Here is a 13,191-nt window from a genome sequence, read left to right as displayed (position 1 = left end):
TGTTCGATGACTCCTCGGTCGCGGTCTGCTCTGCAATGTCGTGACTGGACTTTGACCTGTCAAGGGTCCAAGCGCCTTTCATTTCAACGCAGTTGACCGAGACTTATGTCGGTCGGCGAATAAATGGCGTCTTGTGAGCAGCGGAAGTCGACCCTAAGGTGATGCCATGTCTGCGCTGCCGGATCACAGCAGTTACACCGTCTCCCGCACCCCGGGCGAGGTGCTCACGCTGATCAGTTCCGGGGCCGCCGCGACACGTGCGGATCTCTCCCGGATGACCGGTCTCGCGCGCTCCACGGTCTCCCAGCGGGTGGACGCGCTCATCGCGCACGGTTTCGTCGACGAGTCGGGGCCGGAGGCCGGCGGCTCGACGGGCGGCAGGCCGCCGCGCAGACTCCGGCTGCGTACCCGCGAGCACGCGGTGGCGGGGGTGGACCTGGGCGCCTCGCACTGCCGGGTGGCGCTGATGGACATCGGCGGTACGACCCTGGCGACGCAGGAGGATCCGCTGTCGATCGGGGACGGCCCCGACTCGGTCCTGCGCCATGTGGAGCGCACGCTGCACACCTTGCTGGAGAGGTCTCAGCGCGATCCGCGCACGCTGCGGTCCATCGGGGTGGGGGTTCCGGGGCCGGTCGAGTTCTCGACCGGGCGTCCCGTCGATCCGCCGATCATGCCCGGCTGGCACCAGTATCCGATTCCCGAATTCTTCGCCTCGCGTTTCGGCGCGCGGGCGCTGGTCGACAACGACGTGAATGTGATGGCCCTGGCCGAACAGCGACGGGCGTTTCCCGACACCCGTTTCCTGCTCTACATCAAGGTGGGTACGGGCGTCGGCTGCGGCATCGTCGCCGACGGCCGGCTGCACCGGGGCGCGCAGGGCAGCGCGGGCGACATCGGGCACATCAAGGTCGGCGACCAGGAAGACCCCTGCCGGTGCGGCAACTTCGGCTGTCTGGAGGCGGTGGCCGGCGGAGCCGCGATCGCGGCGAAGCTGGCGGGCCTCGGCCTCGACGCCGCGTCGGGCAGCGATGTCGTACGGCTGGTGAAGTCCGGCAACAGGGACGCGCTGCGCATGGTGCGCGAGGCGGGCCGCGCGGTCGGCGAAGTCCTGGCGGGGCTGGTGAACTTCTTCAATCCCGACACGGTGGTGCTCGGCGGCGCGCTGGCGGCGGTGCACGACCAGTTGCTCGCGGGCGTCCGGGAGGCGGTGTACCGGCGGTCGCACCCGCTGGCCACGCATGTGCTGCGGATCGAGCCGAGCCGTACGGGTGAGAACGCGGCGGCGATCGGCGCGGGCATCCTCGCGATCGAGCACGCCCTGTCGCCGTCGCAGGTGGACCGGCAGTTGGCGCGCGACATCACCTCGGCACGCTAGGTCCTGTCCGGCTTGGCCACCGGGTCCGCCCGGTGGCCGGGCCAACGCTCCCCGGCCACCGCACGGGACGCACATCTGACGGCTCGTCATGTCCAGAAAGAGTCAAGGTCCGTCCAACATCGTTCCAGGTCGGCCGAGTCCGCTCATTGGTTCACACCACTGACGCACCGCAGGCCCGTGGCCTGCCACTCGGGCAACTCCCCCACACACGCGCTGACGTGCGAAATCCTTGCCGCCACGCCTGATTGACGGATCGCCTTCAAGCCGATACCCCTGTACCCCTGCCCTGTACTCCACACCCGACCCGCATGACCGGTCAGGCGTGGGGTACGGCCCCGCGGGCGCTTCGCGCACCATGTCACTGGAGGCTGCATTGCAAGGATCCGCCCCCGCATCCGTCAGATCCCGCCGCGGCCGTGCGACGCGCACGGCCGGCGCCGTCGCCTCGGCCGCCCTGCTGCTGTCCCTGGTGTCGGCCGCTCCCTCCGCCACCGCCGAACAGCCGGCCGCCGGCGCGCTCCAGCGTGACTTCGCCGCGGCGGCGGCCCGATACGACGTACCGGGCAGCGTCCTGCTCGGTGTCTCCTACCTCCAGTCGCGGTGGGACACGCACGGCGGCGCGGCCAGCGTGACCGGCGGTTACGGCCCCATGCACCTCACCGACGCCCGGACCGCGATCGCCGAGGCGCCCCACCACTCGCACGGCACGGAGGACGCCCGCGGCGACACCTCCCGCCCGGTGAGAACGGGCGCCCCGGACGCGGTCCGCGAGGCCGTCGTGCCCGAGAACTCCGAGCTGCCGGCGCGGCTGCGCACCGTCGACCGGGCAGCGAAGCTCACCGGACAGTCACCGGAGCGGCTGCGGCAGGACCCCGCCGCCAACATCCTCGGCGGCGCCGCGCTACTGGCCGACGCCCAGCGCGCTCTCGGCAAGCCGCTGAGCGCCGACCCGGCCGACTGGTACGCCGCCGTCGCCCGCTTCTCCGGCGCCGACGACTCGGCCACCGCGGCGACGTACGCGAACGACGTCTACGCGGTGATCAGGGACGGCCAGCGGCGCACCACCGACAGCGGGCAGCGGGTGGCGCTGCCCGCCGCACCCGCCGTCGCCCCCGACACCTCGCAGGTGTCGAAGCTCGGACTGCGCGAGGCCGACGCCGGGAAGACCGAGTGCCCGCGCAGCGTGGCGTGCGAGTGGATCCCCGCGCCGTACGAGGAGTTCGGCGAGGGCGACTACGGCAACCACGACAAGGCCGACCGCCCCAAGGCGAAGTCCCCCGCCATCAACTCGATCGTCATCCATGACACCGAGGCGACCTGGGACACCACCCTCAAGCTCGTCCAGGACCCCACGTATGTCTCCTGGCACTACTCGCTGCGCTCGTCGGACGGGCACATCGCGCAGCACGTCCCGCTGAAGGACGTCGGCTGGCACGCGGGGAACTGGTACGTCAACTCCACCTCGGTGGGCCTGGAGCACGAGGGCTTCCTCGTCTCCCCCGACGCCTGGTACACCGAGGCGATGTACCGCACGTCGTCGCGGCTGGTGCGCTACCTGGCCGACCGGTACGACATCCCGCTGGACCGGCAGCACATCATCGGCCACGACAACGTGCCCGGCACGACCGCGTCGACCATCGCCGGGATGCACACCGATCCGGGTCCCTACTGGGACTGGGCGCACTACTTCGAGCTGCTGGGCAAGCCGTTCAAGGCGGACGGCGGGCGCGCCGCGGGCGCGGTGACGATCCGTCCCGACTACGCGTCGAACCAGCCGCTCTACACGGGCTGCGTGACGGCCGGTCAGGCGTGCGCCCCGCACGGCTCGGGGGCGGTACGGCTGCACACGGCGCCGGACGCCGGGTCGCCGCTGGTCAAGGACGTCGGTCTGCGGCCGGGCGGCGGGGACTCCACGACCGGCGTCAACGACCTGGGTGCCCGCGCCTCGACGGGCCAGCAGTTCGCCGTCGCCGGGCGCGAGGGCGACTGGACGGCGATCTGGTACCTCGGCCAGAAGGCCTGGTTCCACAATCCGCGCAAGGCGCCCACGGCCGTCAGCGCCGATGAGCGGGTGCTGACGCCGAAGGCCGGTCTCGCGGAGGTGCCGGTGTACGGCAGGGCCTACCCGGAGGCGTCGGCGTACCCGGCCGACATCCCGGTGCAGGCGATCTCGCCGTTCCCGTACAAGCTGCTCGCCGGCCAGAGGTACGTGGTCGGTGACCGGGTGCCGGGCGCGTACTACTTCGCGCCCACCTTCGACACCACCGGGCACCGCGTGGTGAGCGGCGAGGAGCAGTACTACGAGATCCAGTTCGGACACCGGGTCGCCTATGTGAAGGCGTCCGATGTCCGGGTCCTGCCCTCGGGCCGCTGAGACGCGGCTCTCGTAGGGCGACGGGCGCCACCGGCCTGTGGGGGGCCGGTGGCGCCCGGCTCGTATTTCCGCCTCAGTAGCGCAGTACCGCGGCGATCCGGTGGTGCGCGGCGAGCACGCCGTCGGCCACGAACACGACCTGTGCGCCGCCGTCCAGGGCTGTTTCGACGAGTTCGTCGACGATGTCGTCCCGCACCTCACGGCCGAGCGCCGCACCGTCCGCGCCGTCGACCGGGATCAGATGTCCCTCACTGACCCGGGCGGAACGCTGGAAGTGCTCCTCCACCGCCACCAGTGCGGCGCGCCTCTCGCGCACCGCCTCCCACACCTCGTCCAGACCGGCGGCGAAGGTACGCCTGCCCTTGGCGTCGTCCAGCCGGACCAGGACCTCCCGCTCCTCGTTGCGCGCGTACGCCTCGACGACGGGCCGGACCGCCTTGCCGAGCACATGGGCCGGGCCGTCCACCAGGCCGCCCTTGGCCAGCCGGCCGGCGGCGGACCTGGCGGTGCTGCCCGCGTCCTCCAGCAGGGCGAGCGCGGGGGCGACGCCGACCAGATGGAACGGGCGCGGGCGCGCGGCGAGCACGGCCGCGAACGCGTCGTCCACGGACCGCAGGAACTTACGGGTCTCCTCGTCCATGAAGGTGCTCGGCGTGTCGCCGATCCGCTCCTCGCGCTCAACGTCCCACGTCTCCTCGGGAGGCGTCATCGGGAAGCCGTCGGCGCGGTGCTCGTGCAGGGACTCGCCGACGCCGTTCCACAGCGTCGCGCGGTCGGCGGCGACGCTCAGCACCCAGTAGCGGTGCAGCTGGGCGGTGGCGGCCACCAGGTTGCGGGTGAGATAGGTGTCGCTGACGACGACCGACTCGGGGGTATCGCGGGGCAGGTACCAGACCTGGTGTTCCTGGGCGTCGGCGAGGATCAGCAGCCCGTCGAGCTTGTGCCGCAGGTCGACCTCGGCGACCGCCCGGTTGAGCTGGACCCTGACCGCCTGGCGTACCGCCTTCGGCACGTCCGGGTCGGCCTCCAGCCGGTGTACGGCCTCGGAGAGGACGTTGCGCAGCCGCACCGGGTCCTCGTCGTTCAGCGGCTCGTGCCGATGGGTGGGCATTGTCAGGGACACCGCCGGATACGGCCGCTGCTTGCGCAGCCTCCGCAGGACTTCGGGCGTCAGATCGTTACTGTCCATGCTGCCCCTTCGCTCGGCGGAGGTCCGACACCGGCGAGCGGCCGGCTGGAGTACCCCGGACCTGCTTCCATCTTGCGGGACTCCGCCGACATCCGCAGGGGCTCGTGGGGCCTGTCTTCTGGATCCTGCCGGGCTCACGGTCCCCGGCACGCACGCTCGCCGTCGAAACGCGGCGGAGCCTCCTCCCGGCCGCCGCCGCTGCCGGGAGGAGGTGCCTGTGAGGGTCAGTGCCGGCCGGGGCGCGGCCTGCCATGACCCGGCCGGCCGCGGCCCGCCGTGAACTCGTAGACCTGGCCGGCCCTGGCGCGGAACGTCTTCTCGCCGCCGGGCAGCAGGGTGCTGCGCAGGGTCAGCTCGCCGGTACGGCTCGCCGTGAGGACGATCCGGCTCGCCCTGCCACCGGCCCAGGTGAGGTCGAGGGTGGCCCCGCCGCGTGCTCGCAGCCCGGTGACCGAGCCGTCCGGCCAGGACGCGGGCAGGGCCGGCAGGATCTCGATCGGGCCGTGCTGGCTCTGGAGCAGCATCTCGGCGACACCGGAGGAGGCGCCGAAGTTGCCGTCGATCTGGAACGGCGGGTGGGTGTCCCAGAGATTCGGCAGGGTGGAGCTCTTCAGCTGCTCGGTGAGCATCTTGTGCGCGTGGTCGCCGTCCCGCAGCCGCGCCCAGAAGTTGATCTTCCAGGCCTTGCTCCAGCCCGTACCGCCGTCACCGCGCGCCGTGAGGGAGACCTTCGCGGCGTCGGCCCATTCGCTGCCGGCCTCGATCTGCCGGCCCGGGTGCAGGCCGAAGAGGTGCGAGACATGCCGGTGGTCGTTGTCCGGGTCGTCCAGATCCTCCTTCCACTCCTGGAGCTGTCCCCACGATCCGATGCGCAGACCGGGGTCGAGGTCGCCGAGGGCGTCCTGGAGCCGGGTGCGGAACCCGGGGTCGTCGCCCAGGGTCCGCGCGGCCTCAAGGGTGTTGGTGAACAGGTCGTGGACGATCTGCTGCGACATCGCCGCGCCCGCGGTGAAGTCGCCGTTCTCCGGCGAGTAGCTGGGGGTGACGACGAGCTTGCCGTCGCGCGGGTCGGCCCGCAGGAAGCCGAGCCAGAACTCGGCGGTCTCCTTCATCACGGGGTAGGCGGTGGAGCGCAGATAGTCGGTGGAGGCGTTGAACCGGTAGTGGTCGTACATCTGCTGGGTGAGCCAGGCGCCCGCCTCCGGGAACCAGAACGACTGCGGGTACTGGTGCAGGCCCGTGAAGCCGTACGGATTGGTCTCGTTGTTCACCACCCAGCCGGCCGTCTCGAAGATCTCCCGCGCGGTGGTGCGGCCGGGTTCGCGCATCGAGTCGACGTAGCTGTCGTACGGCACGGTGGTCTCGGCGAGGTTGGTGACCTCGGCGAGCCAGTAGTTCATCTGGAGGTTGATGTTGACGTGGTAGTCCGCGTCCCAGGGCGGGTTGGTGACGTTGTTCCAGACGCCCTGGAGGTTGGCGGGCAGCGACCCGGCCCGTGACGAGGCGACGAGCAGATAGCGGCCGTACTGGAAGTACAGCGCTTCGAGCGCCTTGTCGGCGGCGGTCGTGCCGCCGGTGTACCGGGCCAGGAGCTGGTCGGTCGGCAGGTCGGACGGTTGCTGGCCGATGTCGAGCGACACCCGCTCGAACAGCCCCTGGTAGTCGTCGACATGCTCGCCGCGCAGCTCGTCGTAGGAGCGGCCGGCCGCCCGGTCGACGGCTTCGGTGACCGCGCCGTGCGGGTCGTCGGTGCGGTAGTCGGGGTAGGTGTCGGCGTAGTCGGTGCCGGCCGCGAGGACGAACCACGCGCTGTCGGCGCCGCTGACGGTGAGGGTGCCGTTCCCGGCGGTGACGCCGCCGCCCTGGGTCCGCACCCGGATCTGGCCCTCGAAGAGCAGCCCGTTGTTCTGGAGCTTGCCCTTGACGGTGAGCCGGTCGCCGCTCGCGGTGGCCGTGAAGTCGTCGCGGGGGGAGGTGTAGCGAAGGGTGAAGCCGATCTTGCCGGGCTGGTCGGCGGTGAACCGGCCCGCGATGACCTTCCCGGGGTGGGAGGCGAAGAACTCCCGTGTGTACGTGGCGCCTTGATGGGCGTACGAGACGGTGGCGAGGGCCGAGCCGATGTCCAGGGCGCGCCGGTAGGAGGAGTCGGGGCTGCCCGGCGCTCCCGGTACGTCGATCAGCAGGTCGCCGAAGACGTTGTAGGAGCCGAAGTTGTGCTTGGGCTGGCCCAGTTCGGCCGCGACGGCCTCCGGGGTCATGGACCCCTCGGCGTCGATACGGTCCTGGACGCCGCGCAGCACGCCGGGTCTGGGGCTGGTCCAGTTGCCGTGGTCGTAGCCGGGCGCGCCGGGGCCGCCGGTCCACAGGGTCTTCTCGTTGAGGACCAGTCGTTCGGAGGCGAGGGTTCCGTAGACGCCGGCGCCGAGGGCTCCGCTGCCGATGGGGAGGCTTTCGCGCTCCCAGTCGGCGGCGGGCTTCGCGTACCAGAGCGTCAATTCATCGGAGGGGTCGGCGGCGGCGGCCCTGCCGGCCAGAGCAGGAACACCCAGCGCAAGAGCACTGGTTACGCCGAGGGCGGACTTCATCGTAGTTCTGCGGGTGATGCCCTGAGTCATGCGGCAGACGTTAAAAGTCCGATGACTGATTTGGCAAGGCACATGACAAAACCTCGCGGCAGGCAATTCTCCTGCCGCGAGGCGGTGGTGTGCGGGTGTGCCGGGGAGCGCGTCGGGGGCGGTTTTCGGCCCCGCCCTGCTCAGCCGTGCTCAGCCCTGCTGGAACAGCTCCGCGGGCAGCGGCTTCAGCAGCGCGTAGAGATCATCGGTGATCGGCCGGTCCCAGCTCGCGATGGTGACGAGGACGTTGTCGCTGCGGTCGAACTGCACGCAGGCGATACGGCTTTCGGAGAGCTTCAGCCGGCGCACGATCAGCAGGTTGTCCCCCTGCATCACCGGCACGTCCTCGCTGCTGACGACGTCGACCTGTTCCTCGTTCTCCAGGGCGATCAGCAGCTGCGCGACCTCGAACGGGATCTGGCCGTCCTCCAGCTCGCGGGCCGGGGACCCCTCGGGCAGATTGCCGATGATCATCGCCGGTCCGCGACCGCCGAACAGGTCGTACCGCAGGAAGACGCCCTGACAGCTGCCGTCGGGGGCGGGCAGCAGGCCGGCGCCCAGATTTCCGGGCCAGTCACCCGGGTCCATGGCCAGGACGTCGAAGTCCGGGCCCGCGGGTGTGGCGGAGCTGCGGCGGCGGAGGAAGGACATGTCGCCATGGTACGTCTCCGCGGGACCCCGTCGACGCGGGACCCGGGGCTCGCCGGGGGTGTGGGACGCGGGACGCGGTCCGGTCCGCTCAGGTGAGGTCGAACTCGCCGTCGCGGGCGTTGAGTACGAAGGCCCGCCACTCCGCCGGGCTGAAGATCAGCGAGGGATTCTCCGGCTTGCCGCCGTTGCGCATCGCGATGAACCCTTCGACGAAGGCGATCTGGACGTCACCCGTGCCCTGGCTGCTGGAACGCCAGTCGGCCTTGCTCAGGTCCAGCTCCGGCTTGTCCCAGCCCGCCAACGGCTGCTGGGTGGTGGTGCTCTCAGCCACGTCCCGCTCCTCCCGGTTCGTCGTCCGGGGCCACCCTATCGATCGTTTTCGGTCCCGGACAGGCCACCGCGCCCGCCGTCCCCAACCCCCTTGAGGAGCGGTGCGGTTGAGACCGGGGGGTGCGGCCGGCCGCCCCGGACGCGCCCCGAGCCTTGACGCCCGCCCGGGGGGCTGGATTACTGAGCGGGAAGAGGATCAACCGAATGATCGGTCGCCTGGCGATTCGGTCGTTCGCTCATTCGGTTGTTCGGTTGTTCGGTTGTTCGGTCGGTACGGGAAGAGTCGGAGAGTCAGCCATGACGGTTCTGCTGGATGCCGGGGAACGGCTCGGCCGGGACGAGCTCCAAGCCTTGCAGCTCACGCGGTTGCGGGCGACGCTGCGGCACGCGTACGACAACGTGCCGTTCTACCGCGAGTCGTTCGACGCCGCCGGGCTGCGCCCGGACGACTGCCACTCGCTCGCCGATCTGGCCCGCTTCCCCCTCACCGCCAAGTCCGATCTGCGGGACAACTATCCCTTCGGGATGTTCGCCGTCGACCAGGCGGACGTGCGGCGTATCCACGCGTCCAGCGGCACCACGGGCCGCCCGACCGTCGTCGGCTACACGCAGGGGGATCTGGACACCTGGGCCGACGTCGTGGCCCGCTCGATCCGGGCGGCCGGCGGCCGGCCCGGCCACAAGGTCCATGTGGCCTACGGATACGGCCTGTTCACCGGAGGTCTGGGCGCGCACTACGGCGCCGAACGGCTGGGCTGCACCGTCATCCCGGCGTCCGGCGGCATGACCGCGCGGCAGATCCAGCTGATCACGGACTTCCGGCCCGAGATCATCATGGTGACGCCCTCGTACATGCTGACGCTGCTGGACGAGTTCGAGCGCCAGGGCATCGACCCCCGGACGACCGCCCTGAAGGTCGGCATCTTCGGGGCCGAACCGTGGACACGGGAGATGCGGCGGGAGATCGAGGAGCGGTTCGCGATCGACGCCGTCGACATCTACGGCCTCTCCGAGGTCATGGGCCCCGGTGTGGCGCAGGAGTGCGTCGAGACGAAGGACGGGCTGCACATCTGGGAGGACCACTTCTATCCCGAGATCGTCGACCCGTTCACCGGCGAGGTGCTGCCCGAGGGCGCGGAGGGCGAGCTGGTCTTCACCTCCCTCACCAAGGAGGCGATGCCGGTGATCCGCTACCGCACGCGCGACCTGACGCGGCTGCTGCCGGGCACGGCGCGGGTGTTCCGGCGGATGGAGAAGGTCACCGGGCGCAGCGACGACTTGGTGATCCTGCGCGGGGTGAACCTCTTCCCGACGCAGATCGAGGAGATCGTGCTGCGTACGGCGGGGGTCGCCCCGCACTTCCAGTTGCGGCTCACCCGCGAAGGCCGGATGGACGCGCTGACCGTACGGGCCGAGGCGCGGGAGGGGGCGACACCGGAGCAGCGCGTGGCGGCCGCGCGGGCGATCGAGACGGCCGTGAAGGACGGGATCGGGGTCTCGGTGGCGGTCGAGGTGGTGGATCCGGAGACGCTGGAGCGGTCCGTGGGCAAGATCAAGCGGATCGTGGACCTCAGGACGCCGTGACCGCACGTGTGTTGAATCGCCGGGCGCGCCACTCGCGGTCCGTCCTGCGATCGAGGACGGACCGACCACCGGGCGGCCCGGTCGACACCCCCCGGCCACGGCACGCGGGTGCCCGCGGCTCTCACCCCGCGAACCGGTCCCGCAGCTCGCGCTTGAGGATCTTGCCGCTCGCGTTGCGCGGCAGCGCCGACACGAACAGCACCTTCTTCGGCGCCTTGAAGTGCGCGAGCTTCTCCCGCGCGTGGTCCAGGAGTTCGGTCTCGGTGACCTCGCCGCGCGGCACGACGACGGCGGTGACCGCCTCGATCCACCGGTCGTCCGGCAGACCGATCACCGCCGTCTCGGCGACGCCCGGGTGCGTGTACAGCGCGTCCTCGACCTGGCGTGAGGCGACCAGCACACCACCGGAGTTGATGACGTCCTTGACCCGGTCGACCACCGTGTAGAAGCCGTCGGCGTCGCGTACGGCGAGATCGCCGGAGTGGAACCAGCCGTCACGGAAGGCGTCCGCCGTCTCCTCGGGCTTGCGCCAGTAGCCGGCGCAGAGCTGCGGGGAGCGGTAGACGACCTCACCCGCCGTCCCGTCGGGAACCTCCTGCCCGTCCTCGTCCACGACCCGCGCCTGGACGAAGCGCACCGGCCGCCCGCAGGAGTCCATCCGGCCCTCGTGCTCCTCGGGGCCGAGTACGGTGGCGAGCGGGCCGATCTCGCTCTGCCCGAAACAGTTGTAGAAGGCGAGCGACGGAAGCCGTTCACGCAGCCGCTCCAGCACGGGCACCGGCATGATCGAGGCGCCGTAGTACGCCTTGCGCAGTCCGCCCAGTTCGCGGGTCGCGAAGTCCGGATGGTTGGACAGGCCGATCCACACGGTGGGCGGTGCGAAGAGACTGTCCGCGCGTCCCGCCTCCACCAGGTCGAAGACGGCCGCCGGGTCGGGCCCGTCGAGAATGACGTTCTCCGCGCCCACGGCCAGGTACGGCAGCAGGAACACATGCGTCTGCGCCGAGTGGTACAGCGGCAGCGAGTGGATGGGCCGGTCGCTCTCCCGCAGGTCCAGCGCGTCGATGGCGCTGGCGTACTCGTGCACGAGCGCCCGGTGCGTCATCATCGCGCCCTTGGGGAGAGCGGTGGTGCCCGAGGTGTAGAGCAGTTGCGCCAGGTCGTCGGAGTCCCGGTCGGGGTCGTACGGCTCCGGGGTGGCCAGCGCGGCGAGCAGCGAGTCGTCGGTACCGCGCAGCGCGCGGACGGCCGTGCCCGGCGGGACCCGGTCGGCGAGCGCCGGGTCGGTGAGCACGAGGGCGCTCTCGGACTGCTCCAGGATGTACGCGAGGTCGTCGCCGGTGAGGTGCTGGTTGACCGGCACGTGGACGAGCCCGGCGCGGGCGCAGGCGAGGAAGGCGATCAGGTAGGCGTCCGAGTTGTGGCCGTAGGTCGCGACGCGGTCGCCGTCCTGGAGTCCGTGTCCGCGCAGGGCCGCGGCGGCCGTCGAGACGGCGGTGTCGAGTTCGGCGTAGGTCCAGCTCCGGTCCGCGTATCTGACCGCGATGCGGTCGGGGACCCGTCGGGCGCTGCGGCGCACGACGCCGTCGACGGTGCTGTGGAGCAGTTCCCTGACGGCGCGTTCCTCGGCGTTCATGGCGTGATACTCCGTGCCGTCGCGGGGCTGGTCAAGCCCCTGCGCCGGGTGAACGGGACGTACGCGTGGTGCGGTGACCTGTCGGCTTCACCGGGGCTAGGGTCTTTCGTTTGGATCAGCCCGGGGCGTCCGGTGCGGTGCGTCGCAAGGCGCAGGATCGTGCTCGCACTGGACGTACTCGGATGCCTTCGAAAACGCCGACAACGAAGCGAGGCGCCGTGCCAGGCGACCCGGACCCCCGAAGACCCGCCGGACAGGGCCTAAGGGCTGACCGCGAGGAAGACGAACGCCGCGAAGATCGCCATGTGGACGCCGCCCTGGAGCAGGGTCGCCCGCCCCGGCACGACCGTCAGCGCGCCCACGACGACGGTGAGCGCGAGCAGGACCATGTGGGTGGCGCTCAGCCCGAGGACCAGCGGGCCTTCGAGCCAGATGGTGGCGAGCGCGATCGCGGGGATCGTCAGTCCGATGCTGGCCATGGCCGAGCCGAGCGCGAGGTTGAGGCTGGTCTGCACCCGCTCGCGGCGCGCCGCCCGGACGGCGGCCAGGGTCTCCGGCGCGAGGACGAGCAGGGCGATGATGACGCCGACCACGGCGTGCGGCATCCCGGCCGACTCGACACCCGACTCGATGGTCGGCGACACCGCCTTCGCGTCTCCCACGACCGCGACCAGCGCGACGACGAGCATGACGGCGCTCAGTGTCGTCGCGCGCCGGGTGGGCAGCGGCGCGTGTTCGTCCACCTCCTTGATCTCGCCCTCCTGGGTGACGGGCAGGAAGTACTCGCGGTGACGCACCGTCTGCATGGCGACGAACAGCCCGTAGAGCGCGAGGGAGGCGATCGCGGCGAACGTGAGCTGATCCGTGGAGAACTCGGGTCCCGGCCTGCTCGTGGTGAAGGTCGGAAAGACCAGGCTGAGTGTGGCGAGCGTGGCGACCGTGGCCAGCGCGCCGCCGGAGCCCTCGGCGTTGAAGACGGTGACCCGGCTGCGGAGGGCACCGACGATCAGGGAGATGCCGATGATGCCGTTGCAGGTGATCATGACGGCGGCGAAGACGGTGTCCCTGGCGAGGGTGGCGCTCTTGGCACCGCCGTCGACCATCAGGGTGACGATGAGCGCCACTTCGATGACGGTGACGGCGACGGCGAGCACGAGCGAGCCGTACGGTTCGCCGACCCGGTGCGCGACGACCTCGGCGTGGTGGACGGCGGCGAGTACGGCGCCCGCGAGGAGCAGGGCCACCAGGCCGACCGCGTAGCCCGGCAGGTCGCGGCCCCAGCTGAGCACCAGCGCCACCAGGGCGAGCAGCGGCACGACCACGGTCCAGCGGGACAACAGCGAACGGATCCCGGTGCGCGTCGTCATACGCCTCACGCTGCCAGAGGTGCCCGGCGCCCGCCCGGTGAGCCGCGGCGTCATGGGCCGTACGGAG

Annotated in this window: 9 protein-coding genes; 3 read left to right on the top strand and 6 right to left on the bottom strand. The window is 71.0% G+C overall.

The annotated features are described in order from the left end of the window. The first annotated feature begins 166 nt into the window (after positions 1-166). Together OG700_RS36290 and OG700_RS36285 are read left to right on the top strand one after the other, a co-directional pair. Positions 167-1,378 (top strand): ROK family protein, encoded by a 1,212-nt coding sequence (locus OG700_RS36290; protein WP_405621136.1) that lies wholly within the window; start codon positions 167-169, stop codon positions 1,376-1,378. A gap of 373 nt (positions 1,379-1,751) precedes the next feature. Next, positions 1,752-3,752, top strand: coding sequence for an N-acetylmuramoyl-L-alanine amidase (locus OG700_RS36285; RefSeq protein WP_405621134.1), 2,001 nt, complete (start codon positions 1,752-1,754; stop codon positions 3,750-3,752). A 73-nt stretch (positions 3,753-3,825) separates the two neighbouring features. Here OG700_RS36285 and OG700_RS36280 read toward each other — a convergent pair whose 3' ends face one another. The 4 genes from OG700_RS36280 to OG700_RS36265 form a co-directional block, all read right to left on the bottom strand. Continuing rightward, a complete protein-coding gene (locus OG700_RS36280; RefSeq protein ID WP_405621132.1) occupies positions 3,826-4,941 on the bottom strand; it encodes a chemotaxis protein in 1,116 nt (371 codons plus the stop codon). Between the two features lie 224 nt (positions 4,942-5,165). Beyond that, on the bottom strand, positions 5,166-7,526 hold the full coding sequence (locus OG700_RS36275) for a glycosyl hydrolase family 95 catalytic domain-containing protein (RefSeq protein ID WP_405622230.1): 2,361 nt from the start codon (positions 7,524-7,526) through the stop codon (positions 5,166-5,168). A gap of 180 nt (positions 7,527-7,706) precedes the next feature. Beyond that, on the bottom strand, positions 7,707-8,207 hold the full coding sequence (locus tag OG700_RS36270; protein ID WP_405621130.1) for a hypothetical protein: 501 nt from the start codon (positions 8,205-8,207) through the stop codon (positions 7,707-7,709). Positions 8,208-8,295: 88 nt separating this feature from the next. After that, positions 8,296-8,538 carry a DUF397 domain-containing protein gene (locus OG700_RS36265; RefSeq protein WP_023543626.1) on the bottom strand — a complete coding sequence of 81 codons (243 nt, stop codon included), beginning with the start codon at positions 8,536-8,538 and terminating at the stop codon, positions 8,296-8,298. A 296-nt stretch (positions 8,539-8,834) separates the two neighbouring features. Here OG700_RS36265 and paaK point away from each other — a divergent pair, with 296 nt between their 5' ends. Continuing rightward, positions 8,835-10,121: a phenylacetate--CoA ligase PaaK gene (gene paaK / locus OG700_RS36260; protein WP_405621127.1), complete on the top strand. Its 1,287-nt coding sequence runs from the start codon at positions 8,835-8,837 to the stop codon at positions 10,119-10,121. 121 nt (positions 10,122-10,242) lie between these two features. Here the strand turns inward: paaK and OG700_RS36255 are convergent, their stop codons facing one another. Next, positions 10,243-11,757 (bottom strand): acyl-CoA synthetase, encoded by a 1,515-nt coding sequence (locus tag OG700_RS36255; protein ID WP_405621125.1) that lies wholly within the window; start codon positions 11,755-11,757, stop codon positions 10,243-10,245. A gap of 260 nt (positions 11,758-12,017) precedes the next feature. Continuing rightward, entirely contained in the window at positions 12,018-13,124 is a 1,107-nt protein-coding gene (locus tag OG700_RS36250; RefSeq protein WP_405621123.1) for a calcium:proton antiporter, read from the bottom strand. Between the last annotated feature and the right edge of the window lie 67 nt (positions 13,125-13,191).

This window comes from Streptomyces sp. NBC_01508, from assembly GCF_045040315.1.
Taxonomy (GTDB): Bacteria; Actinomycetota; Actinomycetes; order Streptomycetales; family Streptomycetaceae; genus Streptomyces.
The sequence above is the reverse complement of the archived record's forward strand: the minus strand, read 5'-3'. Positions and strand labels throughout refer to the sequence as shown.

Bases quoted from the DNA above. Each gene is read 5' to 3' on its own strand.
- OG700_RS36275 (WP_405622230.1), bottom strand. From the start codon at position 7,526: ATGAAGTCCGCCCTCGGCGTAACCAGTGCTCTTGCGCTGGGTGTTCCT.
- paaK (WP_405621127.1), top strand. From the start codon at position 8,835: ATGACGGTTCTGCTGGATGCCGGGGAACGGCTCGGCCGGGACGAGCTC.
- OG700_RS36255 (WP_405621125.1), bottom strand. From the start codon at position 11,757: ATGAACGCCGAGGAACGCGCCGTCAGGGAACTGCTCCACAGCACCGTC.
- OG700_RS36250 (WP_405621123.1), bottom strand. From the start codon at position 13,124: ATGACGACGCGCACCGGGATCCGTTCGCTGTTGTCCCGCTGGACCGTG.
- OG700_RS36270 (WP_405621130.1), bottom strand. From the start codon at position 8,207: ATGTCCTTCCTCCGCCGCCGCAGCTCCGCCACACCCGCGGGCCCGGAC.
- OG700_RS36280 (WP_405621132.1), bottom strand. From the start codon at position 4,941: ATGGACAGTAACGATCTGACGCCCGAAGTCCTGCGGAGGCTGCGCAAG.
- OG700_RS36290 (WP_405621136.1), top strand. From the start codon at position 167: ATGTCTGCGCTGCCGGATCACAGCAGTTACACCGTCTCCCGCACCCCG.